At 70.7% G+C, this 26,021-nt stretch carries 22 protein-coding genes; 18 read left to right on the top strand and 4 right to left on the bottom strand.

Annotation, left to right across the window (positions count from 1 at the left end; all coding sequences use genetic code 11):
* Positions 1-143 precede the first annotated feature (143 nt).
* Positions 144-1,238, top strand: coding sequence for a glycoside hydrolase family 19 protein (locus ACTMSW_RS09340; RefSeq protein WP_441180125.1), 1,095 nt, complete (start codon positions 144-146; stop codon positions 1,236-1,238).
* 350 nt (positions 1,239-1,588) lie between these two features.
* Here ACTMSW_RS09340 and ACTMSW_RS09335 read toward each other — a convergent pair whose 3' ends face one another.
* Positions 1,589-3,322, bottom strand: coding sequence for a protein kinase domain-containing protein (locus ACTMSW_RS09335; RefSeq protein WP_441180124.1), 1,734 nt, complete (start codon positions 3,320-3,322; stop codon positions 1,589-1,591).
* 119 nt (positions 3,323-3,441) lie between these two features.
* On the opposite strand from ACTMSW_RS09335, the gene ACTMSW_RS09330 reads away from it, so the two are divergent.
* From ACTMSW_RS09330 to ACTMSW_RS09320, 3 genes are all read left to right on the top strand, one after another.
* Positions 3,442-4,143 (top strand): hypothetical protein, encoded by a 702-nt coding sequence (locus ACTMSW_RS09330; protein ID WP_441180123.1) that lies wholly within the window; start codon positions 3,442-3,444, stop codon positions 4,141-4,143.
* 71 nt (positions 4,144-4,214) lie between these two features.
* A complete protein-coding gene (locus tag ACTMSW_RS09325; RefSeq protein WP_441180122.1) occupies positions 4,215-6,515 on the top strand; it encodes a sugar-binding protein in 2,301 nt (766 codons plus the stop codon).
* A gap of 19 nt (positions 6,516-6,534) precedes the next feature.
* Positions 6,535-7,815 (top strand): hypothetical protein, encoded by a 1,281-nt coding sequence (locus tag ACTMSW_RS09320; RefSeq protein WP_441180121.1) that lies wholly within the window; start codon positions 6,535-6,537, stop codon positions 7,813-7,815.
* Between the two features lie 73 nt (positions 7,816-7,888).
* Here ACTMSW_RS09320 and ACTMSW_RS09315 read toward each other — a convergent pair whose 3' ends face one another.
* Both ACTMSW_RS09315 and ACTMSW_RS09310 read right to left on the bottom strand, forming a co-directional pair.
* A complete protein-coding gene (locus ACTMSW_RS09315) occupies positions 7,889-9,217 on the bottom strand; it encodes a glycosyltransferase 87 family protein (RefSeq protein WP_441180120.1) in 1,329 nt (442 codons plus the stop codon).
* 169 nt (positions 9,218-9,386) lie between these two features.
* Positions 9,387-9,734, bottom strand: a complete 348-nt coding sequence (locus ACTMSW_RS09310) for a VOC family protein (RefSeq protein ID WP_441180119.1) — start codon at positions 9,732-9,734, stop codon at positions 9,387-9,389.
* Positions 9,735-9,899: 165 nt separating this feature from the next.
* Between ACTMSW_RS09310 and ACTMSW_RS09305 the strand changes: the two genes are divergently transcribed.
* From ACTMSW_RS09305 to cydB, 4 genes are all read left to right on the top strand, one after another.
* On the top strand, positions 9,900-10,445 hold the full coding sequence (locus ACTMSW_RS09305; RefSeq protein WP_441180118.1) for a TetR/AcrR family transcriptional regulator: 546 nt from the start codon (positions 9,900-9,902) through the stop codon (positions 10,443-10,445).
* Between the two features lie 197 nt (positions 10,446-10,642).
* Positions 10,643-11,473, top strand: a complete 831-nt coding sequence (locus ACTMSW_RS09300) for a pyridoxamine 5'-phosphate oxidase family protein (protein ID WP_441180117.1) — start codon at positions 10,643-10,645, stop codon at positions 11,471-11,473.
* Between the two features lie 163 nt (positions 11,474-11,636).
* Positions 11,637-13,061 carry a cytochrome ubiquinol oxidase subunit I gene (locus ACTMSW_RS09295; protein ID WP_441180116.1) on the top strand — a complete coding sequence of 475 codons (1,425 nt, stop codon included), beginning with the start codon at positions 11,637-11,639 and terminating at the stop codon, positions 13,059-13,061.
* Between the two features lie 5 nt (positions 13,062-13,066).
* Positions 13,067-14,101, top strand: coding sequence for a cytochrome d ubiquinol oxidase subunit II (gene cydB / locus ACTMSW_RS09290; protein WP_441180115.1), 1,035 nt, complete (start codon positions 13,067-13,069; stop codon positions 14,099-14,101).
* A gap of 35 nt (positions 14,102-14,136) precedes the next feature.
* On the opposite strand, the gene ACTMSW_RS09285 is transcribed toward cydB, so the two are convergent.
* Positions 14,137-16,803: an eCIS core domain-containing protein gene (locus ACTMSW_RS09285; protein WP_441180114.1), complete on the bottom strand. Its 2,667-nt coding sequence runs from the start codon at positions 16,801-16,803 to the stop codon at positions 14,137-14,139.
* 318 nt (positions 16,804-17,121) lie between these two features.
* Between ACTMSW_RS09285 and ACTMSW_RS09280 the strand changes: the two genes are divergently transcribed.
* The 10 genes from ACTMSW_RS09280 to ACTMSW_RS09235 all read left to right on the top strand — a co-directional run bounded on the left by ACTMSW_RS09280 (position 17,122) and on the right by ACTMSW_RS09235 (position 26,020).
* Positions 17,122-18,726 (top strand): phage tail sheath family protein, encoded by a 1,605-nt coding sequence (locus ACTMSW_RS09280; RefSeq protein ID WP_441180113.1) that lies wholly within the window; start codon positions 17,122-17,124, stop codon positions 18,724-18,726.
* 8 nt (positions 18,727-18,734) lie between these two features.
* A complete protein-coding gene (locus ACTMSW_RS09275) occupies positions 18,735-19,262 on the top strand; it encodes a phage tail protein (RefSeq protein WP_441180112.1) in 528 nt (175 codons plus the stop codon).
* Between the two features lie 113 nt (positions 19,263-19,375).
* Positions 19,376-19,927 carry a hypothetical protein gene (locus ACTMSW_RS09270; RefSeq protein ID WP_441180111.1) on the top strand — a complete coding sequence of 184 codons (552 nt, stop codon included), beginning with the start codon at positions 19,376-19,378 and terminating at the stop codon, positions 19,925-19,927.
* Positions 19,920-20,585, top strand: coding sequence for a hypothetical protein (locus ACTMSW_RS09265; protein ID WP_441180110.1), 666 nt, complete (start codon positions 19,920-19,922; stop codon positions 20,583-20,585). The genes ACTMSW_RS09270 and ACTMSW_RS09265 overlap by 8 nt, the downstream gene beginning before the upstream one ends.
* Positions 20,582-21,856 carry a DUF4255 domain-containing protein gene (locus ACTMSW_RS09260; RefSeq protein ID WP_441180109.1) on the top strand — a complete coding sequence of 425 codons (1,275 nt, stop codon included), beginning with the start codon at positions 20,582-20,584 and terminating at the stop codon, positions 21,854-21,856. Before ACTMSW_RS09265 ends, ACTMSW_RS09260 begins: the two co-directional genes overlap by 4 nt.
* Positions 21,853-23,628, top strand: a complete 1,776-nt coding sequence (locus ACTMSW_RS09255) for an ATP-binding protein (protein ID WP_441180108.1) — start codon at positions 21,853-21,855, stop codon at positions 23,626-23,628. Before ACTMSW_RS09260 ends, ACTMSW_RS09255 begins: the two co-directional genes overlap by 4 nt.
* Positions 23,625-23,894 carry a hypothetical protein gene (locus tag ACTMSW_RS09250; RefSeq protein WP_441180107.1) on the top strand — a complete coding sequence of 90 codons (270 nt, stop codon included), beginning with the start codon at positions 23,625-23,627 and terminating at the stop codon, positions 23,892-23,894. The genes ACTMSW_RS09255 and ACTMSW_RS09250 overlap by 4 nt, the downstream gene beginning before the upstream one ends.
* Positions 23,891-24,550 carry a CIS tube protein gene (locus ACTMSW_RS09245; protein WP_441180106.1) on the top strand — a complete coding sequence of 220 codons (660 nt, stop codon included), beginning with the start codon at positions 23,891-23,893 and terminating at the stop codon, positions 24,548-24,550. The genes ACTMSW_RS09250 and ACTMSW_RS09245 overlap by 4 nt, the downstream gene beginning before the upstream one ends.
* A complete protein-coding gene (locus ACTMSW_RS09240) occupies positions 24,547-24,897 on the top strand; it encodes a hypothetical protein (RefSeq protein WP_441180105.1) in 351 nt (116 codons plus the stop codon). Before ACTMSW_RS09245 ends, ACTMSW_RS09240 begins: the two co-directional genes overlap by 4 nt.
* Positions 24,890-26,020, top strand: a complete 1,131-nt coding sequence (locus tag ACTMSW_RS09235) for a hypothetical protein (protein WP_441180104.1) — start codon at positions 24,890-24,892, stop codon at positions 26,018-26,020. Before ACTMSW_RS09240 ends, ACTMSW_RS09235 begins: the two co-directional genes overlap by 8 nt.
* Position 26,021: the final 1 nt, after the last annotated feature.

The following is a 26,021-nucleotide window of genomic DNA, read 5'->3' as shown; positions in this document are numbered from 1 at the left end:
GTCAACGTGCTGCCGGCTCTCAGACGCCCTGAGGGAATTTATTATGGAACTTTGTTTACAGTGGGCCCTCTCCTGCGATATCCAAGAGGCTCGATGCTTCGCTTCCGTCGTGTCCACGACCTTGCCGAGAGGTGGCTCCCACCATGTTCAGAAGACGCCTGATGGCGATCATCGCGGCGGTCGGCGTGGCCGTCGCGGGTGCTGCCGCGGCGCTGCTGCCGACGACGCCGTCGGCTGCGGCCGAAGCGTGCGCGTCGCCGTACAACAACAGTGCGGTCTACACCGCCTCCATGCGCGTCTCGCACCAGGGCCGGAACTGGACCGCGAAGTGGTGGACGCAGTACGAGGCGCCCAGCGCCGGTGGCTCCGGAGTGTGGCAGGACAACGGTCCCTGCGGTGGAGGCGGTGGCGACGGAGGCGGCGGTACGTGCAACTACCCGAACTGGGCGGCGGGCACCTTCTACCCGGCCGGCGCGATCGTGCGCTATACCAATGGCAACCACTACCGGGCGAAGCACGAGAATCCCGGGTACGACCCGGTCATCAGCACCTGGTACTGGGAGCCGTATACCTGCTCCGGCGGTGGCGGCACCACTCCGCCCCCGGGCGGTGGCACCGACGGGTTCCCGGTCAGCGAGGCGCAGTACAACCAGATGTTCCCGCTGCGCATCCCGTTCTACTCGTACGCCGGACTGATCGACGCGGCCCGCAAGTACCCGGCGTTCACCGGCACCGGCGACGCCACCGCGCGCAAGCGTGAGGCGGCGGCGTTCCTGGCCAACATCGACCACGAGTCCGGCCAGCTGCGCTACGTCGAGGAGCAGAACCAGGCCAACTGGCCGCTGTACTGCGACCGCTCCCAGCCCTACGGCTGCCCGGCCGGCCAGTCGGCCTACCACGGTCGGGGTCCGATACAGCTGAGCTGGAACTTCAACTACAAGGCCGCCGGTGATGCGCTGGGGATCGACCTCCTGAACAATCCGGACCGGGTCAAGAACGAGTCGTCGGTGGCATGGCAGACCGGCGTCTGGTACTGGATGACCCAGAACGGCCCGAACAGCCAGCCCGCGCATTCGGCGATCCTCGGTTCGCAGGGCTTCGGCGGCACCATCCGCAGCATCAACGGCGCCCTGGAGTGCGACGGCCGCAACCCGGCCACGGTGCAGAACCGGGTGTCCACCTACCAGCGGTTCGCGCAGATTCTCGGCGTGGACCCGGGCATCAACCTGTACTGCTGACAGCCAGCGAGGGTGCGGCCACGGGCCGTACCCTCGCTGTCCTGGACCACCGATAACCCGGCGCGCCCTGCGGCGTCCGCTCCGGCGCTGGAACGCCGGACCGGTCGGCTCCAACGTGGAGTCACCGCGCCGCCGGACGGGGCTCGGCCGCTCAGAGGTGGGTCGACCACGACGCTACAGCTGGGCTGCGACAAGGCCAGAAACCCCTCTCCATCGCGCTGACCGCAGGCCACCGCGGCGACAGCCCGCAGGTCATCCCGATCCTGGCCGGCAAGGGCTTCGTCGCCGTCCGGCACGATGGCGGCTCGACGGCGCTCCGACACGAGCGAGAGCGCGGTGACGCGAATCAGTCACGTGGGCCGTCGCCAGATGGCCGGGATGCAGGCGACCTGCTTGGCCTCGCCGACGGTGGGGATGGACGCGAGCCCCAGGTTGAGTTTCTCCATGCCCATCGCCTTGAGATCGGCGTCGAAGGTGGCGTCGATGACGTACAGGCACACCGTGTATCGGTAGGTCGAGGCGACGCCGCTGCTGTTGCCCACGTACACGCTGCCGGTCCAGCGGCCGGCGGCCGGTTCGACGCGCGACCCGGCGTAGAAGCGGCCGCCCTCGTCGCGGGTGAACATCAGCAGGTGATGTCCCGCCGGTACGCCGCCGGAGACCGTACCGGTCAGGGTCAGCACCCGAGCCGTTGTCTCGCACGCCGGGTCACAGCCGATCGTCGCGGTGAGCGGCGTGACGACGGCCGACGCGGACGGCGCGCCGCGGGTGGCGCCGGGCCGGGATCCGACCGTGGTGCCGGGCCCGACGGTGGCGGGTGACGACGGCGGCGACGCCGACGCCGCCGGAGTCGGCGTCGGCTGCGAGCCGCTGGTGGGCGACGCCGAGGCCGTTGCGGTCGCAGTCGGCTGCGGGCCGTCGGTGGTCGTCGTGGCGCTCGGCGGCGCGACGGTCGTTTCCGCAGCGGTCGGAGCGGCGGCGCCAGGCAGCAGGTGCACCGCCAGCGCGACCGTGACCGGGATGGCGACCAGGACGGTGGCGATGGCCGTCGCCGCCCAGGCAGCCCGCCGACGCGACCGAGCACGACGCGCGGTCGCCGGACCGGCGACGCGCTCAGCGTCCGTGGTGGCGGGGGAGCCGGCCGGCTCAGCGTGGTCGCCGGCGGCAGCGGTGGCGATCAGGGCGTCGAGCCAGGGCAGCAGCGGCGCCGGTCGGGCTTCCGGCGGAGCGAGCAGGACGGTATGGACGGCGTCGATGACGGCGGGCGGCACCTTTGCGGTGCCGGTCAGCAACTGTCTGGTCGCGGTGACGTCGGGCCCGCTCGGGCCAAGCGGCGGGGGCTGGCCGAGCAGCACGTGCGCGACGGTCGCGGCGAACGCGAACCGGTCCGTCGCCGGGGTCGTCACCGCGCTGCGGTCGTGCAGCTCGGGTGCCGCGTAGTGACGGGTCCGGCCGACCGGGCGGTCGTCATCGGTGATGCGGGCCGAGCCCAGGTCGACCAGGACCGCCTCGCCGTCCGCTGGAAGCAGGACGTTGTCGGGCTTGACATCGCCGTGGATGACGGGGCGGGCAGGGCTCCGTTCGTCGTGCATGGCGTCCAGCGCCGCGGCGACCGGCCGGAGCAGCTGCAGCCGTCGTCGCAGCGGTAGGTCGGCGTGCCGGCGCACCACGTCGGCGAGGGTGTCGCCGGGGACAAGGGCCATCACCACGTACCGCAGCCGGACGGCGATCTCGTCGTCCGGCGGGCCGGCCGGAGCGTCGGCGGTGCCACCTTCCGGTACATCGGTGTCGGCGAGCTGCCCCGGCCGGTGCGGTGCCGGGCCGAGGAACACGTCGACCACCCGGACCAGCCCGGGGACGCTGTGCAGGCTGCGCAGCAGCCCGCCGTACCGCGTCCAGCGGGTCCGGGCGTCGTGGCCGTCGACACGGCCCCCGATCTTGACAGCGACCCGGGCCCAACTGCCGTCGGACACCGGCTCCTCGGCTTCCCACACCTGGCCCTGCGAGCCTCCGCCGAGGTGGCGCAGGAGCCGGTAGTGGTCCGGCCGACTGTCCGAGCCGACCCAGAGCCCTTCGAAGTCCACCGAAACTCCTTGCGGCAGCGACCGGTGTCGATCGCACGATAGTGTAGCGGGGCCAGGGCGCACGGAACCGTCGATGATGCCGGTCACTGCGGACGCGGCCACCATGTGCGGGAGTCGCCATGCCGGGGATCACGGTCATCGAGTCACGCGCTGGGCAGGTTCGTCACCGCTGGCGGGACACCGTCCACGACGGCCAGTCGCTCACGGTCGGACGCGACGGTGATGTCGCGCTCGGCGTCACGGTGATCGACAACCGGGTGTCGCGCCTCGCCGCCGTCGTCGCTCTGGAGCATCCGCGGTGGCGGTTGGAATGCCGCAACCGCAACGGAGCCGAGCTGCACCTGTGGGGGCACGCGTCGCGGGAGCTGGCCCGCGGGCACGTCGAGACGATCACCTGGCCCCGGGTGGGCGTCTACGTACGCGGCGAGCCGGACCTCGACCACTGGCTGCTGCTGGAGGACGACCGGATGGTGCCCGCGCCCGACGGTGGCGGACCGGCGACCGTGACGGACATGCCGGACCTGCCGCCCGGGCTGACGGCCAAGCAGCTCGACGCCGTGTTCTGCGTCTTCGCCGACCATCTCGCCTGGCCGCCGCGGCGGCGCAGTGTCCCGCGCACCCTGGAGGCCGCCGCCCGCCGGCTCGGCATCAGCGAGGACGGCGTCCGGGACCGGCTCGAGCAGGTCCAGAAGAAGGCGTACCGGCTCGGCTCCCCGCCGCAGCTGGGGCTGACCGACCCGCGGTACGTCCACACCCTCGTGCAGCATCGCTACGTCACGGTCGAGGACAGCGCGCACCGTCATCCGACGACCGTCGCATAGCCGGTCGCGACGCGGCCATCCCCCGGGAGCGGGGGGATCCGATCATGGATGAGTACTGATGCCGTAGCACCATGCGAACCTCTCTCGCCCGCGGCCGTGTCCCGGGCCGTCGCGCCCTCGCTGCCGCCGTCCTGACGGCCACCCTCGCGGCGGTCGTCGTCCCACCCGTCCCGGCCGGTGCCGCCCCGGTCGGCTACACCGTCGTGAGCGCCACCGAGAAGGTGCTCAGCACCGCCACCGTCAGCGGCACCGCCACGGCCCGGCTGACCGGTGCCGGCAACGAGTTCGTGTCGTTCCAGGTGGTCATCGCCGGAGGTCAGAGCGGCGTCTCGGTCAGCGCAGGTGCCCCGCTGACCGGGCCGTCCGGAACGATCGCCAACACCAACGTGACCATCTACCGGGAGGACTACCTCACCACCACCCGGCCCTCGGCGGCCGGCCGGGCGGTCGGTGCGTGGCCCGACATCCTCATCCCCACCGTCGACCGGCTCTACGGACAGAGCCGCCGCGCGTTCCCCGTCGACGTCCCGGCCGGACAGAACCGGGTCGCGTTCGTCGATGTGCTCATCCCGAGAGGGCAGCCCGCCGGCTGGTACGACGGCTCGCTCGTGCTCACCAGCAGCACCGGCACCGCGACGGTCCCGATCCACCTGGTCGTCCGTGACTTCGACCTGCCGTCGACGTCGTCGCTGCGGTCGATGTACGGGATGCTGTGGAGCGGTCCCTGCGACGCGCTGTACGGCACCTGCGACGCCTGGGCGAGTGAGGCCAATCTGCAGCGGGCGTGGCGCACCAACGCCGACTTCGCCCGTCTCGCCCTCGACAACCGCATGACGATCGGCAACCCGCAGTTCCAGCCGCCGGCCAACGCCGGCGAGATCGCCCACGTCAACCAGTACATGCTGCCGCTGCTCAACGGCACGGCGGCGACCCGCCTGCCGGGCGCCCGGCTCACCTCCGTCGAGGTCGACACCGGTCACCTCGCGGCGTGGCGGTCCCTGGCCCAGTCCAACGGGTTCACCGGTCGGGCGGTCAGCTACGACCGGCCCAACTGCGACGAGATCGGCGGCAACGCCACCCGCTGGGCGACCTGCAGGACCCGCGTCGCCGGGTACAAGTCGGCCTGGCCCGGCCTGCCGAACCTGGTCACCGCCACGATCAACGACGTCGACACCCACGACCCGACGCACGCCGCCACCGACATCATCACCCCGGTCGTCGACCACATGGACGACACCACCGGCCCCTACGCCGGTGACCAACACGCCCGGTACGCGTCGTTCCTCGCCGAACCGGGCAAGCAGGTGTGGCTCTACACCTCGTGCGACGTGTCCGGCTGCGCCGCCGCGGGCGAGACCGATCCGAAGGTCGCCGCCCACCGCTGGGTCGACTACACCGTGGACACCCTGGCCGCCCAGAACCGGGCGATGGGCTGGCTCGCCTACACCTACAACGCCAGCGGTGAGCTGTACTACGCCACCACGCAGCGCCTCACGACCGCATGGACCGACCAGTGGGCGTTCGGCGGCAACGGTGACGGCACCCTGTTCTACCCGGGCACGACCGCCCGGATCGGCGGCACCACCCCGATCCCGCTGGAGTCACTGCGGATGAAGATGATCCGCAACGGATACCAGGACCACGAGTACCTCCGGCTCGCCACCGCCGCCGGCCACGGCGCGCAGGCGCTGAGCATCGCCCGCAACCTGTACCCCTCCATGCACGACGCGGCACCGACTGCCGCGGCGATCGACCTGGCCCGCGGCAAGCTGGCCGACCTCATCGACCCACCGCTGCGACACACCGCCAGGCGGGTCACCGGACCGGTCGTGGTCGACGGGCAACTCGGCGAGTTCGCCGGCCAGCCGGCGATCACCTTCGCGGGCTCCGGCAACACCACCAACGCCCGGGTCGTCTGGGACGACCAGAGGTTGTACGTCGGCTACACCGTCGCCGACACCGTCATCGCGGTCAACCAGACCGGCCGCGACGGCGAACTCTGGAACGGCGACGGGGTCGAGGTGATGATCGACCGCAACGCCACCCGGCCCACGCATCCGAACCGCAGCGACTACCACCTGCTCGTCAACACCGACGGAGCCCTCACCGACGAACAGGGCGACGGCACCGGCTGGGACCGTTCCTGGACCGCCGGCGCGGCCACCGCCGTCGCCCGCGTACCGGGTGGCTACGCCGTCGAGATCGCGGTGCCGTGGACCGCGATCGGTGGCCGGCCATCCGTCGGCACCACCGTCGGATTCGACGTCGCCGCCAACGACACCGACACACCGGGCACCGTCCGGCCCCATGACTGGGCCAACCTGACCCGCTTCGCCCAACCCCAGGCCTGGGGCTCGCTCACCCTCGGCTGACCATCGAAAGGAAACACCTGTGTCCCTGCCACATCAGCCAACATCGTCATCCCACCTGCGGCGGGTCGCCGTCGCCACAAGCCTGTTGCTCGCGGTGCTGAGCGCCGTCGTCGCGGTGGCAGCCCCCGCCGCGGCCGCTCCGATCGTCATCCGACCGAACGGCGACGTCGTCCGCCAGTGGACCGGCACCCCCGGATCCGCGTGGGCCGCGATCGACGACCCCGTCGTCCAACCGACCGCCGTGCCGGCCGACTACTTCATCTACGGCTCGGCCGCCGGACGCACCACCGAGGTCACCATGTCCAGCGCACAACTCGGTGGCGGCACCGCACGCGGCGCGGTCTGGTTCTTCGCCAACACCGGAACCACCACCCGGCTGCGCGTCGAGGTGATCACCCTCGGAACCGTGCACGCCACCACCACGGTCGCCGCCGGCGGCGGCTTCGCCTGGCGGTCACTGGCGCTGCCGGACGTCAACCAGGCGCGCCTGGACGACCTGCGGATCCGTTTCACCGTCCTGGACGGCGGGAACTCGAACGTGCGCGCCGCCTACCTGGAACTGACGAGCCTGCAACCGCCGCCGCCCCCGCCGTTCGTGCAACACATCGCCAACCTCGACTTCTACGAAGGCAACAACCTGACCCAGACCCTGCTCTGCCGGGTGCCGGTGATGCTGTCGGATCTGGCCAGCGGACGTCAGGTCAACTTCCCCGCCGGGCAGTTCGGCTGCGACAACGACGAGGCCCGGTCCGTACGGGTGGAGCTGCTCGGATACCACCCGACGTTCGTCATGCAGATCTACAACGACTCGGCCTGCGTCAGCCCGCCCGACTCGGCGCACATCCTGGTGCCCGGCCGCAACGCCAACGCGGAGTATCCCCGGTACCTCAGCTACGACTCCTTCGAGGTCGACGGCGACGGCCTGACCTACCGCCACCACGACGGCGCCCTCGACGGGAAGGTGTCCTGCCTGTACTTCGGCTACAACGCCCGCTCGGAACCCGCCGACCCGGAGCGTGCGGTCCAGGCCGGCGTCTGGAAGAGGGCGATCGAGCAGTGGGGCGTCGAGCTCAACCTCATCCCGCCGATTCCGCTACCGCTGTCGAAGAAGTGGAGCGTGGATCTCTTCACGACCCAGGGCCAGGCAGTCCGCGGCGAGTACAAGTGCTACACCGACGGCGTCCGGACCGGTGGCGGACCGCTGCCTGCCGTCGTGACGGTAAAGTCCTTCCCGTACGGGGAATGCTGGGTGAAATCGCCGGCCGACGGCTACTTCACGAAGCGACCGGTCTCCGGCTGACCGACCGCGGCACCCTCGACGAACCCGGCCCGGCTGTCGCCGGGCCGGGTTCGGCCGCGGCCCCCGCAGGCGCTCAGCGATCCGCGACCCGCAGGTGACCTCCTGGTCCGTGGTCGCCGGCGCGGATGGGAAGCAGCACCAGCATCGCCACCGCCACCAGGAGGTAGGCGTTGCTGCCGAGGAACCCGTGCGGGCCGGCGGAGCCGTTGGCGACAATCCACACCACTCCGCTGCACAGCACCGCGTACGCCGCGATCCCGGCGCACAGCCGACGTCGCGCGGCCGGGGTGGCCGGTGGCCATGGCAGCGTCGCCGCGGCGACGACCACCAGGCCGGGTGCCAGCCACACCAGATGATGCACCCACGTGATCGGGCTGACCAGCAGGGCCAGGGTGCCGGTGAGCGCGAATCCCGCCCGCTCGTCACCGGCGTCGACGGTCCGCCGGATCCGGACCCACCACACCGCGAGCGCCCCGGCGACCAGGACGAGCCAGAGCAGCCGGTCAGGGTGTCCCGCGTCGAGGCGGGCGACCAGTCCGAGCAGGGACTGGTTCGCCACGTGCTCGTATCTCCCGACCCGACCGGTGTCCCACAGCGCCTCGGTGAAGAACACCCGGGTGGCGTTCGGGGCGAGCGCCGCCGCGAGCAGGGAGGCTCCCGCGGCGGTGCCGGCCGCCGTCACGGCCGCACGCCAACGGCGGGTGACCACGAGGTAAGCGATGAAAACCGCCGGAGTCAGCTTGATCGCCGCGGCCAGGCCGATGCCGATGCCCGCCCATCGGCGTCCCCGCTCGAGCAACGACAGGTCGACGTAGACCAGCGCCATCAGCAGGAGGTTCACCTGGCCGAAGCCGATCGTGTCGCGTACCGGGCTGAGCCCGGCGAGCAGGCAGGCGGCGAGCGTGAACGCATACCACCGGGACCAGCCGGCCCGCCGGGCGAGCGGGCCGACCAGCAGGTGCAGCAGGAACCCGGTCGCGACCATGGTGAGCGCCAGGTTCACCACGATCGTCGGGTACCAGGGCAGAAACGCCATCGGCAGCATGACGATCGCGGCGAACGGCGGATAGGTGAAGCCGTACTGGTTCCAGGTCATCCACTCGTAGAGCGAGCCACCGGACACCCAGTGCCGTACCGCGCCGTGGTACACCCCGATGTCGAACCAGCCCCGGCGCCCCGGCAGCAGCACGATCACCAATCCGACCGCGGTGGCGACCCCGGTCACCAGAAGCGCCCGGCGCCACGTCCGGTCGGGAAGCGGCGCCGCGCCGCCCCGCCGTGTGCCGGCGGCGCCCATCCGGTCGGTAGCGGTCTCGACAACCGCGGGCGTGCCGGCGGTGGTCGCGTACCGCTCGGCCGAGGCACCGACGTCGGAGCGGCGTCGCACGTCTTCCGCCGTCACCGGGACACCGCCATTGACGCGGACCGGGGTGGCGGCGGGGCGAGCAGACACATGAGGCCCACCGTAGTCGGCCAGTGGATGTCGATCGGTACCTATGCCTTCGCGGCGGGCAGCACCGGAAGCGTGCTGATCCGTACCGACGGCACCGACGGCACGTGGTGGCCGACGTCTATCCGGTCGTCGCGACCTCTCCGCCGATCCCGGTCTCGTTGCCGTCGTCGTCGTGGAAGACGTACTTCCACACCGGCCCGTGCTTCTCGACGTCGATCGGCTCCAGGCCTCGTCCGGAGATCCTTCCAACCTCGGCTACCGGGTCGTCGACCCAGATCATGCTGACAGCTCCACCGGCCCGGACGGGATCCTGGATGATGTACATGTATCGATCCTCGGCCAACTGCCAGACCGCCTCGACGTCGTTGGGGTAGAAGGACGGTTCAGCGCCGAGGAACCGCTTGTACCACTCCAGTGCGCTGGCATAGTCGCGTACGGGGATACCCGCGAACACGCCTACCGCCATGGTGACCTCCTCAGTCGATGCCGAGCCCCGGCCCGGCGAACCCTGACTTTCCCCGGCGATCCTGCCCAGCGCCTCTGGGAAAGCGAGCTTCGTCACCGACCAGGTCGGCCTCTCGGACTTGTAACTTTACCGAACGTTCGGTAAAAAGGCCTGATGGGTAGAGCCGTGAGTGTCGAAGACGAAGTGATCAACGCGCGACTGGGCGATGTCTTCCGCGCCAACGGCTACGCGGGTGCGTCCCTGTCCGCTCTGTCGGAAGCGGTGGGTCTGCGGCGGGCAAGCCTGTACCACCGGTTTCCCACCGGTAAGCACGCCATGGCGCAGGCCGTCCTCGACAGTGTCGAGGTTCAGCTGGAACACACCCTCGCGCCCCTGGCATCGGAGCCCGACGTTGCCGACGGAGTCGCGGAGATGTGCAGGCGCCTGGCCCTCAGCTACCGGGACGGCCGCATGTCCTGCGCGCTGGACACCATGACCTTGACGGGTGCGCCCGACGACATCAGGGCGCACGCCGGCCGTCTGGCCCGGGCCTGGATCCAGGCCATGGCCGACGCGGCGATGCGAGCGGGGGCAACGGAGGCTGATGCCTACACTCTCGCCCGCGCCGCGCTGGTTCGCATCGAAGGTGCCCTGGTGGTGGCACGGGCCCTCGATGACCCGTCGGTGTTCGAGCAGGCTCTCGCCGAACTGCCCGGGCTGCTCGCACCCTGACCTGTCGATCCGTCCAGTTGCACACTGCCGCAGCTCCGTGCCAGCCGACCAGGGAGTACCAGATGTCGCCATCCGTCGAACAGCAACGACAGTCAGGACCGGAGTCGCTTCCCGTACGCGACCCTCACCTGGACCACGCGGGTGAGCAGGCGATCCAGGAACGGGCTGGTGAGGGCGGCCCGGGATGGGGGTCACCGATGTTCGGCCCGGAGATCCCGCGCGGCTTCTTCCCGTTCCTGCGCGCCCAGCACATGCTGATCATCGGAGCTGCCGATGATGACGGCGCGGTGTGGTCGACCATCCTCTCCGGGCAACCCGGCTTCACTCAGCCGGTTGATGAGCGGACCATCGTCATCGACGCTCTCCCCGCGCCCGGCGATCCGCTTCGCGGAGCCTTCGAGGAGAATCGCGACATCGGGGTGCTCGCCCTTCAACCGCAGACCCGGCGGAGAATCCGGGCGAACGGGTCCGCCCGGCGCCACGGAGATCGACTGCTGATGCGCACCGAGCAGGTGCTCGGCAACTGCCCGAAATACCTGCAGTCCCGTGTCGTCACGTCGACGGGCGAGGCCGGGCCACCCGGGGCGCCGCTTGTCAGCGGCGAGCTCGACGACGGTCAGCGACGATGGATCGAGACGGCCGACACCTTCTTCATCGCCAGCCTCTCGCCGGAACACGGCGCCGACTCCTCGCATCGCGGCGGCATGCCGGGCTTCGTCACCGTCACCGGGCCGCGCACTCTTCGCTGGCCCGACTACGCCGGCAACCAGTTCTACATGACGCTGGGCAACCTGCACCTCAACCCGGCCTGCGGTCTGCTCTTTCTGGACTGGGAGAACGGCCACACCGTGCAACTGACCGGTACGGGTCGGATCGACTGGGATCGCGAGAAGGCCGCGGCCTACCCTGGCGCCCTGCGGGTCGTGGAGTTCACCGTCGACACCGTGGTGCAGATCGACCACGCCAGTTCGCTGCGCTGGACACTCCAGGAGTATTCCCGGGTCAACCCGCCTGCCCCCGCGCACTGACCGTTGGCGGGACGGCGGCTGCGGCGCGTCGTTGCGGTCCACGGAGCCCGGGAGAACGACTTTTGGGTCGAACCCGCATGAAAAGGCACCAATCGTCGTACCGTAATCCGGCGGGGGAGCCTCCGCAGGCTTCGCGGGTGGCGGTGGTGAGGGGGTCTCGCGGATGGATGCGGTCGAGCTGGCTCGGTTCCAGTTCGCCTCCACCAACATCTTCCACTTCTTCTTCGTCTCCCTGACCGTTGGGCTGGCGTTCTTCATCGCCGTACTGGAGACGATCGCCTACCGGCGCCGGCACGCCCGCCAGACGTACGCCCGGATGACGAACTTCTTCGGTCACCTGTTCCTGATCAACTTCGCGGTCGGGGTGGTCACCGGGATCGTGCAGGAGTTCCAGTTCGGCATGAACTGGAGCGAGTACGCCCGCTTCGTCGGCAACATCTTCGGGGTGCCACTGGCCCTGGAGGTGCTGATGGCCTTCTTCATCGAGAGCACCTTCATCGGCCTGTGGTGGTTCGGCAAGGACAAGCTGTCCCCGTTGCTGCGGCTGGGCTGCATCTGGCTGGTGGCCATCGCCACCCAGATCAGCGCCTTCTGGGTGGTGCTGGCCAACGCGTGGATGCAACACCCGGTGGGCTACCGCATCGAGGGGGAGCGGGCTGTCCTCACCAGCTTCAGCGAGGTCGTCTTCCACTACAAGGCGTGGCTGTACTTCGCACACGTGCAGGGCAGCGCGTGGACGGTCGCGGGGTTCTTCGCGTTGGCCATCAGCGCCTTCCACCTGCTCCGCCGACGGGATGTCGAGGTCTTCTCCCGGGCGCTGCGGGTGGCGCTCGTGTTCGCCGCGGTCGGAACGACGTTCTCGGCGACCAGCGGGCACTTCGAGGCGCAGGTCGCCCGCGCGGACCAGCCGATGAAGTTCGCCGCGATGGAGGCGCAGTGGGAGACCTCCGGCTCGCCCGCACCGTGGTCGCTCATCGCCGGTATCGACCAGGAGCAGGGCCGCAACACCTTCAACGTCGAGATCCCGTACGTCGGTTCGGTGCTGGCGTTCAACCGGCTGGAGGGCCGTTACGAGGGGATGCGGGAGCTGAACGAGGAGTACCAGCGGCGGTACGGCCCCGGCGAGTACATCCCACCGGTCGCCCCGGTGTACTGGTCGTTCCGGCTGATGGTCGCCATCGGCGTCCTGCTGCTGCTGACCGCCTTCACCGGGCTCTTCCTCTGGTGGCGAAGACGGGCCCGCCTGGACCAGACCCGCTGGTACCTGCGGCTGCTCGTCCTGCTGGTGCCGCTGCCCTGGGTGGCGAACTTCCTCGGTTGGATCGTCACCGAGCTGGGCCGGCAGCCCTTCATGGTCTACGGCCTGCTCACCGTGCCGGAGGGGGTCAGCGCCAACACCTTCCGGGAGGTGCTCGTCGGCCTGGTCGGGTTGTGGGTGGTCTACCTCGGTCTCATCGGACTGGACATCTTCCTGCTGACCAGCACCGCCCGCGCCGGGATCAGCAACAAGCCCGAGGCGCAGCTCGCCTCCGCGCCGCCGCCGAGCTACTTCTCCGAGGGCCTGCAGGACTACGACCGGAGGAACTGACGCCCGTGGACCTGGTGACCCTGTGGTTCTGGCTGGTGGCCCTGACCTTCACCCTCTACTTCTTCCTGGAGGGCTTCGACTTCGGCGTCGACATCCTGCGACCGCTGCTGGCCCGTACCGAGGCGGAGGAACGCGCGCTGACCGGCACCATCGGCCCGTTCTGGGACGGCAACGAGGTGTGGGTGATCGCCGCCGCCGGGATCATGTTCTCCACCTTCCCCAGCTGGTACGGGGCCGTGTTCAGCGGCATGTACCCGGTGTTCGTCCTCATCCTGCTGGCGCTGCTGCTGCGTGGGGTCTCCTTCGAGTACCGCAACCAGGTCAACCACCAGCGGTGGCGTGACGTCTGGGACTGGATGTCCTTCGGCGGCAGCCTCGTCCCGGCGTTCCTCTGGGGCGTGGTGATGGCCAAGATGATCGAAGGGCTGCCGGTGGACCAGGACGAGCGGGTCGTGGGTGGCCTGGGGACGGTGTTCACGCCCTTCTCGCTGGTCGGGGGATCGGCGACGCTGCTGCTGTTCATGTTGCACGGCGCGAACTTCCTGCTGCTGCGGCTGCACGTCGACTCGGTCCTGCATCAGCGGGCCCGTACCGCGGCGCTGCGTTGGGGTGCCCTGGCCACCGTCGCCACCGTCGGGTTCGTGGTCATGGGCTACGTCACCGAAGGCCTGTTCGCCAACTTCGGGATCCTGCCGTGGCTGTTCCCCATCGCCGCGTTCGCCACCCTCGCGAGCATCTGGCTGGCCCTGTCCCTGCGCCGCGACGCGCTCGCCTTCACCATGAGCGGCCTGACCATCGTCTTCGCCACCGTCACGGTGTTCCTGGCCCTCTACACCAGGGGCAACGTGCTGCCGTCGACCCTCAACCCCCAGTGGAGTCTCACCCTCGGCGGCACCGCGGCCCAGCACTACACCCTGGTGCTGATGACCTGGGTCGGCGCGATCTTCCTGCCCCTGATCATCGGCTATCAGGCATGGAACTACCACGTCTTCCGCGAACGGGTACGCCCCCACGAAGGCGGCCTCGACCAGGGTTACTGAATCCGCTCGACGGTCGTGGCCCTCACCTTCACCCTCTACTTCTCTGTGGAGGGCTTCGAACTGCGGTACCAGTGGAGCTTGCGGCGGTCGATGCCGGCCTCGATCATCAGGCGGTAGCCGAGGTTCTCGGCCCGCCGCTTCCATCCGCGCGCCTGCGCGGGGGTCATGGTGCCCACGTCGGGCATCTCGTCGAAGAATTCCTGCCACTCGTCGTTCCAGCCGAAGTAAGGGTGCAGGCCGTCCTTGCTCAAGTGCTCCTTCGGGCTCACCGTCACCGTCCACTGGTCAATGTCGATTCCGAGTCGCCAGAACTCCTGCCGCCACTCCTTCGGGAAGATGTGATGGTGATGGGCGACGTTGGCGTAGTTCAGCTTCTTGCACTCGGCCGGATCGTCGACGAGCCGTCCCGGCGCCTCGGCGGGCGTCTTGTCGACCGGGTCGGTCATCGGAGCCGTGTCCCGGCCGGGTGCGCTCGCCGTGCCGCTGCTCTGGCCGGGCGCCTGCGCAGGAGTGCTGTCCGCGCCCGGGGCCTCGGCCGGCTCCACCACCAGATAGGTGAAGTCCCGCAGCACCAGCGCGTACAGCACGGCACGCCCGGCGTTGGCCGCCGCCTGCGGCACGAACCTGCCGCCGGTCACCAGGATGGCCTGGGCGATGGACGTGCCGGCCACCTCCAGGGGACCCGAGGCGACGGTCTGGGTGGCGCCCAGGACCCGGGCGCCGGGCGCCGCCTTCACCAGGGCGCCCTGGCCGAGCGCCCGTCCGGCGACCTTGGCCGTGCCGTACGCCGCGCGCAGCGTGAAACCCGCGCCGACCATCGGCGTCTCGCCGGAGATCTTCGGCCACGCGATGTCGCCGGGTATGTCCTGTACCGGGCCGCCTGCCCGGCCGCCGCCCTGGGGCACCTCCTGCAGCTGGCCGCCGCCGGACCTGCCGCCCGCCTTGGGAGCGGGCGCGCCGCCCTTGCCCGACCCCGACGCGCTCATACCCTGCGGTGATTGCTGGCCACCGCCCGAACCGCTTGGACCCGAGCCGCCTGAGCCCGTGGCCGTGCCCGGTCTGCCGGCCTGGCTCGGCGCGGCCTTCTGGTCGGTCTTGGCAGCCGGCTTGGCCGCTCCCGCCGCCGAGCGCGTCGCCGCCTGGCCGCCCCGGATCACCGCACCCGCGACGCCGGCCGCCGACACCGCCACGTCGATCATCGCGTCGATGACTCTGGCCTGCGCCTCGGGGATCTTCGCCTCGATCGCCAACGCGCACGCGCTGATGTTCGGCAGGTCCCTGCTGGTGAAGACGGCGGGGTAGACACGCCCGTTCTTCCGGTGCTTGAAGTAGACGTCGACCAGGCCCGACGTCGCCTTAGCGCCCTTGAGTACGGCGTCGAAGTCGAGGTCGAGGTAACCGCCGCCCTGGTACTCCACCTGGAACAGTCCGGTGAGGACGTCGTAACTGGCATTGACGATGTTGTTGTCGATGTACAGCGGGTCGGCCCTGCCGTCGGTGCCCGGGTCCAGCATCTGCTGGTCCGCAACGGGCACACCGGTGCTCCCGCCGCCGAGGCTGCCGGTCACCTTGATCGCGCCGGGGCCGGCCTCCTGGTCGATCAGCGCCTGAGTGGCTACCCGGCGTGCCTCCTCGCCGACCTCGAAGACCGCGCTGTTGACGCCGAGCGCCTTGTTGTTCAGCGCGCCGATCCTGATCTTGTCGATCTTCTCGATCGTCATCCGGCGCAACCGCTTCATGATGTCGGCCTTGTTGAACCCGTTGAGGTACTCGGCGACGCCCTCCCAGTTGTTCCTGTCCATCTCGTTCCTGATGTTCTTGTCCAGGTACGCGGGCCGGGTGAAGGTCGCCGCGTTCGAGTCCGGCCCGAGACCTGGACCGTTGCGCGCGGCCAGATGGATCGAGGCGATCTGGGCCGGCGTGAGGGCCTTGCGGCCCTTGCCGGGGTGGTCCGACAGCAGTCGGGTGATGTCGTCCGGGGCGAATTGGTTCAGGGCCCGGGCGGCGCTGAGGTAACCGTCGTCGCCGCCGGCCGCGACCCCCTCGAACAGCTGCTGCTCCAGCCTCGGCACGTCCTCGGGCGCACGGTGTACGACGTCGTCCTGGTCGTGGACGGCGTGCTGCACCACGTGCGTCAGCTCGTGCGCGAGCAGCCAGGTGCCGCGATCGGTGGACGGCGCGAAACCGCCGTCGCCGAACACGATGTGGTTGTCCACGGCGTACGCGGCGGCGCCCATCCGGTGCGACGAGCGCGCCGCGGCGGCGTCGGTGTGGATACGCACCGAGCTGAGGTCCGTGCCGAGCTCGCGCTCGAACCGTTGCCGCGTCGGCGCGTCCAGCGGCCGGCCGGCGCCGAGGCCGCTGGTGTCGGCGACCGGCGGCGCCGACCCGCCACTGGCCGGCAGAGTGGGGCGGAAACCCGCGATCCGGTCGGCCGCCGCATGCCCCTCGTGCTCCAGGGGATCGGTGGGGCTCGCGACGGTCCGGCCCGAGGGAACGCCGTGGCGCAGAGCAGGGGCGAACGCCGGACGCGGGGTGCGGGCATCGGGCGCGCTCACGGGCACCCGTGAGAAGTCGAAGTCGGTGGCGACGGTCGCCTCGCGCTCGTGCGACAGAACCGTCTCACCGGTGTGCGGAGCGACGACCGCCGGCGATGTCGCCGCCGTGCTCTGCCGCGGGTTGGCCGCAGTCGGTTCCCGCACTGTCAACCGCCTCTCCCGGACGCCTCGACGTGCCCGCGACACTACCGGCGGCCAGCACGGGCGATCGGTGTCCGCTTCCCGACGGTCATCGACGCAACCCGCGCTGAGTGGGATTTGCAGGCCGTCGCAGGGAGCGGGTGACGGATGTCGGTGGCCCGGCCGCCGGGTCGGAAAGCCGACCGTCGATCTCATGTATTTCCATGAGATCGGCTGCCTACGCTACGGGCTGCCCGAGGTGGTCCCATGCCGAACGGGTGACAGCCCCATGCACCACTCGGCTCAGCTCCGACCAATCCAGCCACCCTCACGGAGGTCGTCATGCCGGTCTCATTGAGCTATCCGGGCGTGTACGTCGAAGAGATCTCCAGCGGTGTACGCACGGTCACCGGCGTCGCCACCTCCATCACCGCGTTCGTCGGGCGCGCCCTGCGGGGCCCGACCGACGAGGACGGGCCGGTGGTCGTCAACAGCTACGCCGACTTCGAGCGCACCTTCGGCGGGCTGTGGGTCCTCAGCCCGATGACCTACGCGGTGCGGGACTTCTTCCTCAACGGCGGTTCGCAGGCGATCATCGTGCGCCTGTTCAAGAAGGCCGGCACGGACGCGACGCACGCCCTGGTCAAGCTCGACCCGGAGGGCGGCGGCGCGAAGTACGCGCTGACGGCGCGCCACCCCGGCCGGTGGGGCAACCGGTTGCGGGCGCGGGTGGACTGGGACACCCGGGACACCACCGACACCAAGCTGTTCAACCTGTACGTCCGCGACGACCTCACCGGGGTGGTGGAGGAGTTCCGCAACGTCTCGGTCGCGCTGGACAGCCCACGCCGCGTGGACCTGGTACTGAAGAACGAGTCCGCCCTGGTCAACGGCGAGCCGGTCGTCGCGGCCACGAAGCGGCCCGACGACCACCCCGCGCCCCAGCCCGGCCAGGACCCCTGGAAGGACCACGCGACCGCGACCAACACCAGGGTCGCCACCGCCGACGAGGTGCCGCACGACGGCGCGATCCCCAAGTTGGCCGAGTACACCATGGCGGGCAAGCGCGGGATCCGGGCACTGGATCACGCCGACCTGTTCAACCTCCTGTGCATACCGCCGTACGAGCTCGACCCCGACGGCGGGGTGGCCGGCAGGGTGGAGGCGGGGGTGATCACCGCCGCCGCCGCGTACTGCGAGGAACGCCGGGCGGTGCTCATCGTGGACCCGGTCTGGACGAAGAAGGACGACGCGGTCACGGGCGCCGGTAACTTCACCAGCAGCGTCGGTACGAACTCGAAGAACGCCGCCGTCTTCTTCCCCCGGCTGAAGCAGCCCAACCCGTTGCGGGACAACCAGCTTGAGCCGTTCGCCCCGTGCGGCGCGGTCGCCGGCACGATCGCCCGCACCGACGCCCAGCGCGGTGTGTGGAAGGCCCCGGCCGGCCTGGACGCCGCGCTGGTGGGCGTGCCCGCGTTCGAGGTGCCGCTGACCGACGCCGAGAACGGCCAGCTCAACCCGCTGGGCGTGAACTGCCTGCGTACGCTGCCCGCCGCCGGTCAGGTGGTCTGGGGCTCACGCACCATGCAGGGCAACGACAGGCTCGCCTCGGAGTGGAAGTACCTGCCGGTCCGGCGAACGGCGCTGTTCATCGAGGAGAGCCTCTACCGGGGCACGCAGTGGGTCGTCTTCGAGCCCAACGACGAGCCGCTCTGGGCGCAGATCCGGCTCAACGTCGGCGCGTTCATGCACGACCTGTTCCGGCAGGGCGCGTTCCAGGGGCAGACGCCCAAGGACGCGTACCTGGTCAAGTGCGATCGGGAGACCACGACGCAGCACCACGTCAACAGCGGGATCGTCAACATCGTCGTCGGCTTCGCGCCGCTGAAGCCCGCCGAGTTCGTCGTCATCAAGCTTCAGCAATTGGCCGGTCAGGTAGCTGCGTAGGAGGAACGATGGCCAGGTTTACGGTGAACCCGCAGCGATTCGACCCGTACAAGAACTTCAAGTTCCGGGTCCGCTGGGACGGCCGCTACGTCGCCGGGGTCAGCAAGGTCGGTGCGCTCAAACGCACCACGGAGGTGGTCGAGCACCGCGAGGGCGGCGACCCGTCGACCTCACGCAAGTCGCCCGGTCGCACGAAGTACGAGGCGATCACCCTGGAGCGCGGCGTCACGCACGACACGGAGTTCGAGAAGTGGGCCAACCGCGTCTGGAACTACGGCTCCGGCCTGGGCATGGAGACCTCGCTGAAGAACTTCCGCAAGGACATCATCATCGAGGTGTACAACGAGGCCGGCCAGGTGGTGCTGGCGTACAAGGTGTTCCGGGCGTGGGTGTCGGAGTACCAGGCGCTGCCGGATCTGGACGCCAACGCCAACGCCGTCGCCATCCAGACCCTCAAGCTCGAGCACGAGGGCTGGGAGCGTGACTACGAGGTCGGCGAGCCGGCCGAGCCGAGCTTCACCGAGCCTGTCGGCTGACGATGACGGCCCCCGCAGCGATCGTCGCCGCGTGGGAGAGTGTGCGGTCCCTGCCATCTGCGGCGAGGCCCGCGGCACTCCTGCGTGCCTTCGGCCGGCAACCGCAACCATCCGTGGGCAGGCGGGAAGCAGCCCTGCTGACCGTCCACGTCGAACACTTCGGCGTCCGGCTGGACGGGCTCGCCCGCTGCCCCCGCTGCGCGACCGACGTCGAGCTCAGCGTTCCCATCGCCGAACTCACCTCCGCCATGCCGCCCGCGGCGCCCGTCGAGCCGCTGGTCGTCGGCGAGGTGACCGTCGACTGGCGGCTGCCGCACGACGACGACCTGGTGGCCTCCGCCGGTGCCCCGGACGGGGCGACACTGCTGCAACGGTGTGCGCCGTCGTGCCCGCCGTCGCTGCGTGCCGAACTGGCCGCACGTATCGCCGCGGCGGACCCGTACGCCGACATCACCGTCGAACTGGTCTGTCCGCAGTGCGCGTACGGGTGGGAGGCCGCGCTGGTGGCCGCCGAGTTCGTCTGGGCGCAACTGCGTACCCACGCCCAGCGGCTGCTGCGGGAGGTCGACGAGCTGGCCCGGGCGTACGGCTGGTCCGAGGAGCAGATCTTCGCCCTGTCGCAGCAGCGTCGCGATTCCTACCTGGAGCTGGTGCGCCATGGCTGAGCCGGATCTGTTCACCAGGCTGGTCGACCCGGCGGGCGTGCCCGGCGCGATCACCCCGCGGGTCCAGTCGCTGTTCGAGAGCGGCGCCGCACCGCCCGACCCGCGCGAGATGGCCGACGACCACGAGCAGGCGATCGCGCCGGGCCCCGGCACGGCGGTGACCGACGCCGCCCGGGCGTCGACCGCGTCGCCGCGCCCGCCGGCTGCCACACCGGTCGCGCCCGAACCGCCTGCCGCACCGCCGTCGAGCGCGGCGCGGATCGCGCACCCGCAGGACCCGACCCCGGTCGAGCCCGAGCAGGAGGCGGCACGGCCGGATCGCGTGGCGCACCGGCTGGACAGGATCCCGCGCCCGGCCGAGGGTGGCGACACCGGCCGGCTGCGGCCTCGGGAGGAACCGGTGGTCACGCCGCCGGCCACGCCGCCGACGCGGGCCGCGCAGCGTACAGCCGCACGGGCGGCGGGCCGGCGCGGTACGCGAGCCGAGGCTGTCACCCCCGCGCCGCCGCCCGCCGTCACCATCAGCATCGGACGCATCGAGGTACGGGCGATCCCCGCCCCACAGCCCCCGACCGCCTCGGTACCGGACCCGCCGGGCGAGCCGCGAGGGCTGACCCTGGCCCAGTACCTGCGCGGCGACGACGGGAGACCGCGATGAGCACCGCACTGGCCATCGGCGCCGTCAGCGCGGTGCTGCGCAACGTCCTGGACAACGGGCTCATCGACGCCGCGACAGCCGTCGGCAGCCCGGTCAAGGTGTCGGCCAAGGCCCCCGACCTGATCAAACTCGACGATCCGCAGGAGGGCCCGCAGCTCAACCTGTTTCTCTACCGGGTGAGCCTCAACCCCGCGTACCGCAACATGGACCTGCCGACCCGCGACAGCGGCGGCCGTCGCCTCGCCAACCCGCCGCTCGCCGTCGACCTGCACTACCTGCTCACGGCGTACGGCCGGGAGGACCTGCACGCCGAGATCCTGCTCGGCTACGGCATGCACCTGCTGCACGAGCGGCCGTTCCTCGACCGCGCGGCGATCCGTAAGGCCCTGGAACTGAGCCCGCTGGACCCGACCGTGCTGCCCGGTCCGTTCCAGGCACCCGCCAACGCCGGACTCGCCGACCAGTTCGAGACTGTGAAGATCACGTGGGAGCCGCTGGAGTTCGACGGGATGTCGAAGATCTGGTCGGCGGTGCAGAAGAACTACCGGCCCAGCGCGGCGTACCAGGTCAACGTGGTCCTGATCCAGGGCGTGGAGCCGGCGGCCGACCCGCTGCCCGTGCTGACCCGCCGGCTCACGGTCGAGCCGTCGCTGGTGGCGCCGCTGCCGGCGGTCGACTCGGCCATCGCACCCGACGGCACCACCACCGCCGAGCTCGGCGAGACGATCACGCTGCATGGCCACCACCTTGCCGGCACCGCCGCGAAGGTCACCCTGGGACACCGGCTGCTCGCCGCCCCGCACGAGATCACCGTCGGCGCGAACACGTCGGCCACCGAGCTGACGTTCGCCCTGCCCGCGGCCGAGTCGGCGAGCCAGATCTGGCCCGCCGGGGTCTGGAACGTCAGCGTGACCCTGATCCCGCAGGGCGAAGCCCAGCCGCGTACCACGAACTCCGCGGCCCTGCTGCTCGCGCCCGAACCGACCGCCTCGGTCGTCACCCGCGACGTCACGACCAACCGCGTGACGGCCCGGGTCGACGTCACCCCGCAGGTCCGGCCGGAACAGACGGTCACCGTCGGGCTCGACTCCGCGCAGGCCACGGTCGATGTCCGTACGCTGCCCGCCGGGCAGGTCGACGCCGAGTTCGCGCCGATACCGGCCGGGTCCGCGACGCTGCGACTGCGGGTCGACGGCGTCGACAGCCGCTTCACCGACCACAGCGGCCCGGTGCCGGTGTTTCGCGCCGACCGGCAGGTGACGGTGCCATGACCGTCACCGAGCCGCAGCGGTGGACCTCCCCCGACCAGCGTCTGCTCATCGCGGAGCTGGACCGGCTGCACGCGCGTCTGAGCGGCGAGTCCGCCGCCGAGGCCGACGCCTCCGACGACACCCGGCTCGCGCGGCTCGTGGAGGTCTTCCGGCTGACCGGCTTCGAACGCGACGTGCTGCTCTGGTGCGCCGGGGTGGAACTCGACAGCAGATTCACCCGCCCCACGTTCGGCGCGGCCCTGTCCGCGCTGGACGGGGGGCACTGGGACGCCCTGGCGCACGCCGCGCCGCTGCGGCACTGGTGCCTGGTCGAACTCGGGGCCGGACCCGGACTGATCGACCGGCCGCTGCGCATCGACGAACGCGTCCTGCACCACCTCACCGGCGCGACCTGCCTGGACGCCCGCCTCGACGGCATCGTCGCGGCCCGGCCGGACGGCGCCGGACGGGTGACGCAGGCGCAGGCGGACCTCGCCCGGCAGCTCGCCGCCACCGTGGCGGCCCGACCGGGCCGGGTGACGGTGCGCCTGGACGGAGCCGACGCGCGGACCCGCGAACGGATCGCCGGCCACGTCGCCGCCGAACTGGGCCGGCTGCTGCTGGTCGTACCCGGTGAACGGCTGCCCGCGGCCGGACCGGACGCGGCGCTGCTGGCCCGCCTCGTCGAACGCGAGGTGGCGCTGCTCGGCGCGCTGCCGCTGATCACCGACGCGCCACCGGCGTTCGTGGCGCAGCTCGGCCACCCCGTCCTGGTCACCGGGGAACCCACCGCCGACGTCGAGCGCACCGTGCCGAGTCCGACCGTCGCCGACCAGCGGGAACTGTGGCGGCAGCTGACCGGACCCCGGGACGACATCGACGAGATCGCCGCGTCGTTCCGGTTCGAGGTCGCCGCGATCGAGACCATCGCCCGCGACCTGGGCACCGGCGGCCTGCACCACGCCTGCCGGGTGCGGGCCAGGTCCGGCCTGGCCGAACTGGCCGACCGCATCGAACCGTACGCGGCCTGGGACGAGGTCGTGCTCCCCGAACCCGCGATCGACACGCTGCGCGACATCGCCAGCCAGGTACGCCACCGCACCCGCGTGTACGAGGAGTGGGGGATGGGCTCACCCCGCGGGCTCGGCGTGACCGCCCTGTTCACCGGCGAATCCGGCACCGGCAAGACGCTGGCCGCCGAGGTGCTCGCCGCCGAACTCGGCCTCGACCTGTACCGGATCGACCTGGCCGCCGTGGTCAGCAAGTACATCGGCGAGACGGAGAAGAACCTCAAGCGGGTCTTCGACGCCGCCGATGCCAGCGGCGCGATCCTGCACTTCGACGAAGCAGACGCGATCTTCGGCAAGCGCAGCGACGTCCGCGACAGCCACGACCGCTACGCCAACCTGGAGATCTCCTACCTGCTGCAGCGCATGGAGACCCACCGGGGCCTGGCGATCCTGACGACCAACCTCAAGAGCGCACTCGATCGGGCGTTTCTGCGCCGGATCCGGTTCGTGGTGACCTTCCCGTTCCCGGACCCGGTCGCCCGCGCCCGCATCTGGCAGCGCATGTTCCCGCCCACGGTGCCCACCGCCGGCCTGGACTGGCGTCTGCTCGGCCGCCTGCAACTGTCCGGCGGCAACATCCGCACCATCGCGCTGGGCGCGGCGTTCCTCGCCGCGGCCATGGACGAGCCGGTCAGCATGGCGCACGTACTCGCGGCGACCCGGCGCGAGTACACCAAGCTCGACAAGACGCTCACCGACACCGAGATCGGGGGTTGGGCATGACGATCGACGTCACCGTCGACGAGGTGATCCTGCACGGCGTCGACCCGGGTGACCCGGAGGTGTTCCGCGAGGCGCTGCATCGTGCGCTCGCCCGGCTCGCCACCTCGTACCAGGGCGAGTTCAGCGCGGGCAGAGCCGCCGCGCTCAAGGGGGTTCCGGTGCCGCTGACCGGCGTCGACCTGGCCGAGAGCGTCGCGCGCTCGGCCTTCCACAGCATCGTGCCGGAACGCCCCGCGTCGACCGCCCAGGAAGGAGCCGGGCGATGAGCGCCTTTCCCGGATCGCCGCGGCTGGTCAAGGGCGGCATCGTGCTGCTCGATCCGGGCAACGCCACGCTGCTGAAGGTGATCTCGCTGCAGTACAACCCGGACACGCTCACCCGTACGTTCCAGATCAAGGCCGCCGGGGGCGACGGCGGCGACCGGTCGCAGGCGCTGCGGCTCAAGGGGGCCGCCGTCGAGACGCTCAAGCTCGACGCCGTGCTGGACGCCACCGACCAGCTGGAATACCCCGACCAGCACCCCGACGCCGTCAAGCACGGCATCCATCCGCAGCTGGCGGTGCTGGAGGCCATGGCGTTCCCGCAGAGCGCGGCGATGCTCGCCAACGACCGGCTGGCCGCCTCGGGCACGCTCGAGGTGCTGCCCGTCGAGGCGCCGCTGGCGCTGTTCGTCTGGTCCAGGAGCCGCATCGTGCCGGTACGGCTCACCGAGCTGTCCGTGGCCGAGGAGGCGTTCGACCCGGCGCTGAACCCGATCCGGGCCAGGGTGAGCCTCGGCCTGCGGGTGCTGTCGGTCGACGACGTCGGCTTCGGCCACAAGGGCGGCGTGCTGTTCATGAACTACCTGCAGAACAAGGAGTCGCTGGCGGCCAAGGCCGGCGCGGGGGCACTGTCGGCGCTCGGGCTGGAGGGCATGCCGTGACCTACGATCCGTTGCAGGCGCTGATCGCGGCGGGGGCAGTGCCCGCCAACAGCTTCCCGCCCAACAGCCGGTACGCCGCTACACCGATCAAGGTGCACGACGGTGTCGCGTACCTGGGCAGGAGGCTGCTGCCGCAGCCGGACAGGCTCGGCACGATCGGCGAGCACGCCGTCGTCGAGGGCGACCGCCTGGACAACCTGTCCGCGCGTTACCTGGGTGACCCCGAGCTGTGGTGGCGAATCGCCGACGGCAACCCCGCCGCGCACCCCGACGAACTGACCGCGACGATCGGAGCCCGTCTGCGCATCACCACCCAGGAGGGCATGCCGGGGGTGCCCGATGCTTGACGGCGGTGTGCGGCTGTCCCTGCTGATCGGACCCGCGGTGCCGGTCCCGGTGCCGCGCGAGGTGCTGGAGGCCGTCGATTCGGTCAGCATCCAGTGCGGATCGGGGCAGACCCAGAGCGGGTTCGAGATCACGTTCAAGCTTTCGCGGCGCTCGCCCCTGCACACGCTGTTCCTGCTGACCGGCGGCTCCACCATCCCGATCATGCGGGTGGTGATCGTGGCGACGATCCGGGGCCGGGCCGAGGTCCTGATGGACGGCGTGATGACCAACCACGAGGTCCGCGACTCGTCCGGCGAGCCGACGCTGGTCGTCAAGGGCAAGGACCTGTCGGCCCTGATGGACTGGATCGACTTCGACGGTATCCCGTACCCGGCGATGCCGCCGGTGCTGCGGGTGCTGACCGTGTTGGCCAAGTACGCGGCCTTCGGCGTCGTCCCGGTGACCGTCCCGAGCATGATCGAGGACGTCCCGATCCCGATCGAGTCGATCCCACGGCACCAGGGCACCGACCTCGCGTACCTCAACCAGCTCGCCGCGGACGTCGGCTACGTCTTCTACCTGGATCCCGGGCCGGTGCCCGGCGCCAGCACGGCGTACTGGGGCCCGGAGATCCGCGTCGGCGCTCCGCAGCCCGCGCTCAACCTCGACCTCGACACCCCGCGGCGCAACGTCGAGGCCCTGTCGTTCACCTTCGACAAGGAGCGCAAGGAGCTCCCGGTCGTCTGGATCCAGGAGCAGCACTCCAAGGCCCCGGTGCCGATCCCCATCCCGGACGTCACCCCGTGGAACCCGCCGCTGGGCGTGGTGCCGCCGCTGCCCCCGAAGATCACGTTCCTCAACGAGAACGCGAAGCTCAAACCGTGGGTCGCCCTCATGCGCGGCCTGGCCTACGCCTCGCAGCACTCGGACTCGGTGTTCGGGCAGGGTTCGCTGGACGTCGCCCGCTACGGCCGGGTGCTCAGATCACGCGGCCTGGTCGGCGTACGCGGCGCCGGCGAGGCGTTCGACGGTCTCTACTACGTGTCCTCGGTGGACCACACGATCAGACGCGGCGAGTACAAGCAGTCGTTCACGCTGGCCCGCAACGGCCTGCTGTCGACCCTCCCGAAGGTACCGGTGTGAC

Origin of the sequence: Micromonospora sp. BQ11 (assembly GCF_052068135.1) — a bacterium.
Taxonomy (GTDB): Bacteria; Actinomycetota; Actinomycetes; order Mycobacteriales; family Micromonosporaceae; genus Micromonospora.
This window is presented reverse-complemented; position numbering and strand designations above follow the sequence as displayed.

Excerpts from the sequence above, each read along its gene's own strand:
- ACTMSW_RS09340 (WP_441180125.1), top strand. The coding sequence starts at position 144 with ATGTTCAGAAGACGCCTGATGGCGATCATCGCGGCGGTCGGCGTGGCC.
- ACTMSW_RS09330 (WP_441180123.1), top strand. The coding sequence starts at position 3,442 with ATGCCGGGGATCACGGTCATCGAGTCACGCGCTGGGCAGGTTCGTCAC.
- ACTMSW_RS09325 (WP_441180122.1), top strand. The coding sequence starts at position 4,215 with ATGCGAACCTCTCTCGCCCGCGGCCGTGTCCCGGGCCGTCGCGCCCTC.
- ACTMSW_RS09310 (WP_441180119.1), bottom strand. The coding sequence starts at position 9,734 with ATGGCGGTAGGCGTGTTCGCGGGTATCCCCGTACGCGACTATGCCAGC.
- ACTMSW_RS09300 (WP_441180117.1), top strand. The coding sequence starts at position 10,643 with ATGTTCGGCCCGGAGATCCCGCGCGGCTTCTTCCCGTTCCTGCGCGCC.
- ACTMSW_RS09295 (WP_441180116.1), top strand. The coding sequence starts at position 11,637 with ATGGATGCGGTCGAGCTGGCTCGGTTCCAGTTCGCCTCCACCAACATC.
- ACTMSW_RS09280 (WP_441180113.1), top strand. The coding sequence starts at position 17,122 with ATGCCGGTCTCATTGAGCTATCCGGGCGTGTACGTCGAAGAGATCTCC.
- ACTMSW_RS09275 (WP_441180112.1), top strand. The coding sequence starts at position 18,735 with ATGGCCAGGTTTACGGTGAACCCGCAGCGATTCGACCCGTACAAGAAC.
- ACTMSW_RS09265 (WP_441180110.1), top strand. The coding sequence starts at position 19,920 with ATGGCTGAGCCGGATCTGTTCACCAGGCTGGTCGACCCGGCGGGCGTG.
- ACTMSW_RS09260 (WP_441180109.1), top strand. The coding sequence starts at position 20,582 with ATGAGCACCGCACTGGCCATCGGCGCCGTCAGCGCGGTGCTGCGCAAC.
- ACTMSW_RS09255 (WP_441180108.1), top strand. The coding sequence starts at position 21,853 with ATGACCGTCACCGAGCCGCAGCGGTGGACCTCCCCCGACCAGCGTCTG.
- ACTMSW_RS09250 (WP_441180107.1), top strand. The coding sequence starts at position 23,625 with ATGACGATCGACGTCACCGTCGACGAGGTGATCCTGCACGGCGTCGAC.
- ACTMSW_RS09245 (WP_441180106.1), top strand. The coding sequence starts at position 23,891 with ATGAGCGCCTTTCCCGGATCGCCGCGGCTGGTCAAGGGCGGCATCGTG.
- ACTMSW_RS09235 (WP_441180104.1), top strand. The coding sequence starts at position 24,890 with ATGCTTGACGGCGGTGTGCGGCTGTCCCTGCTGATCGGACCCGCGGTG.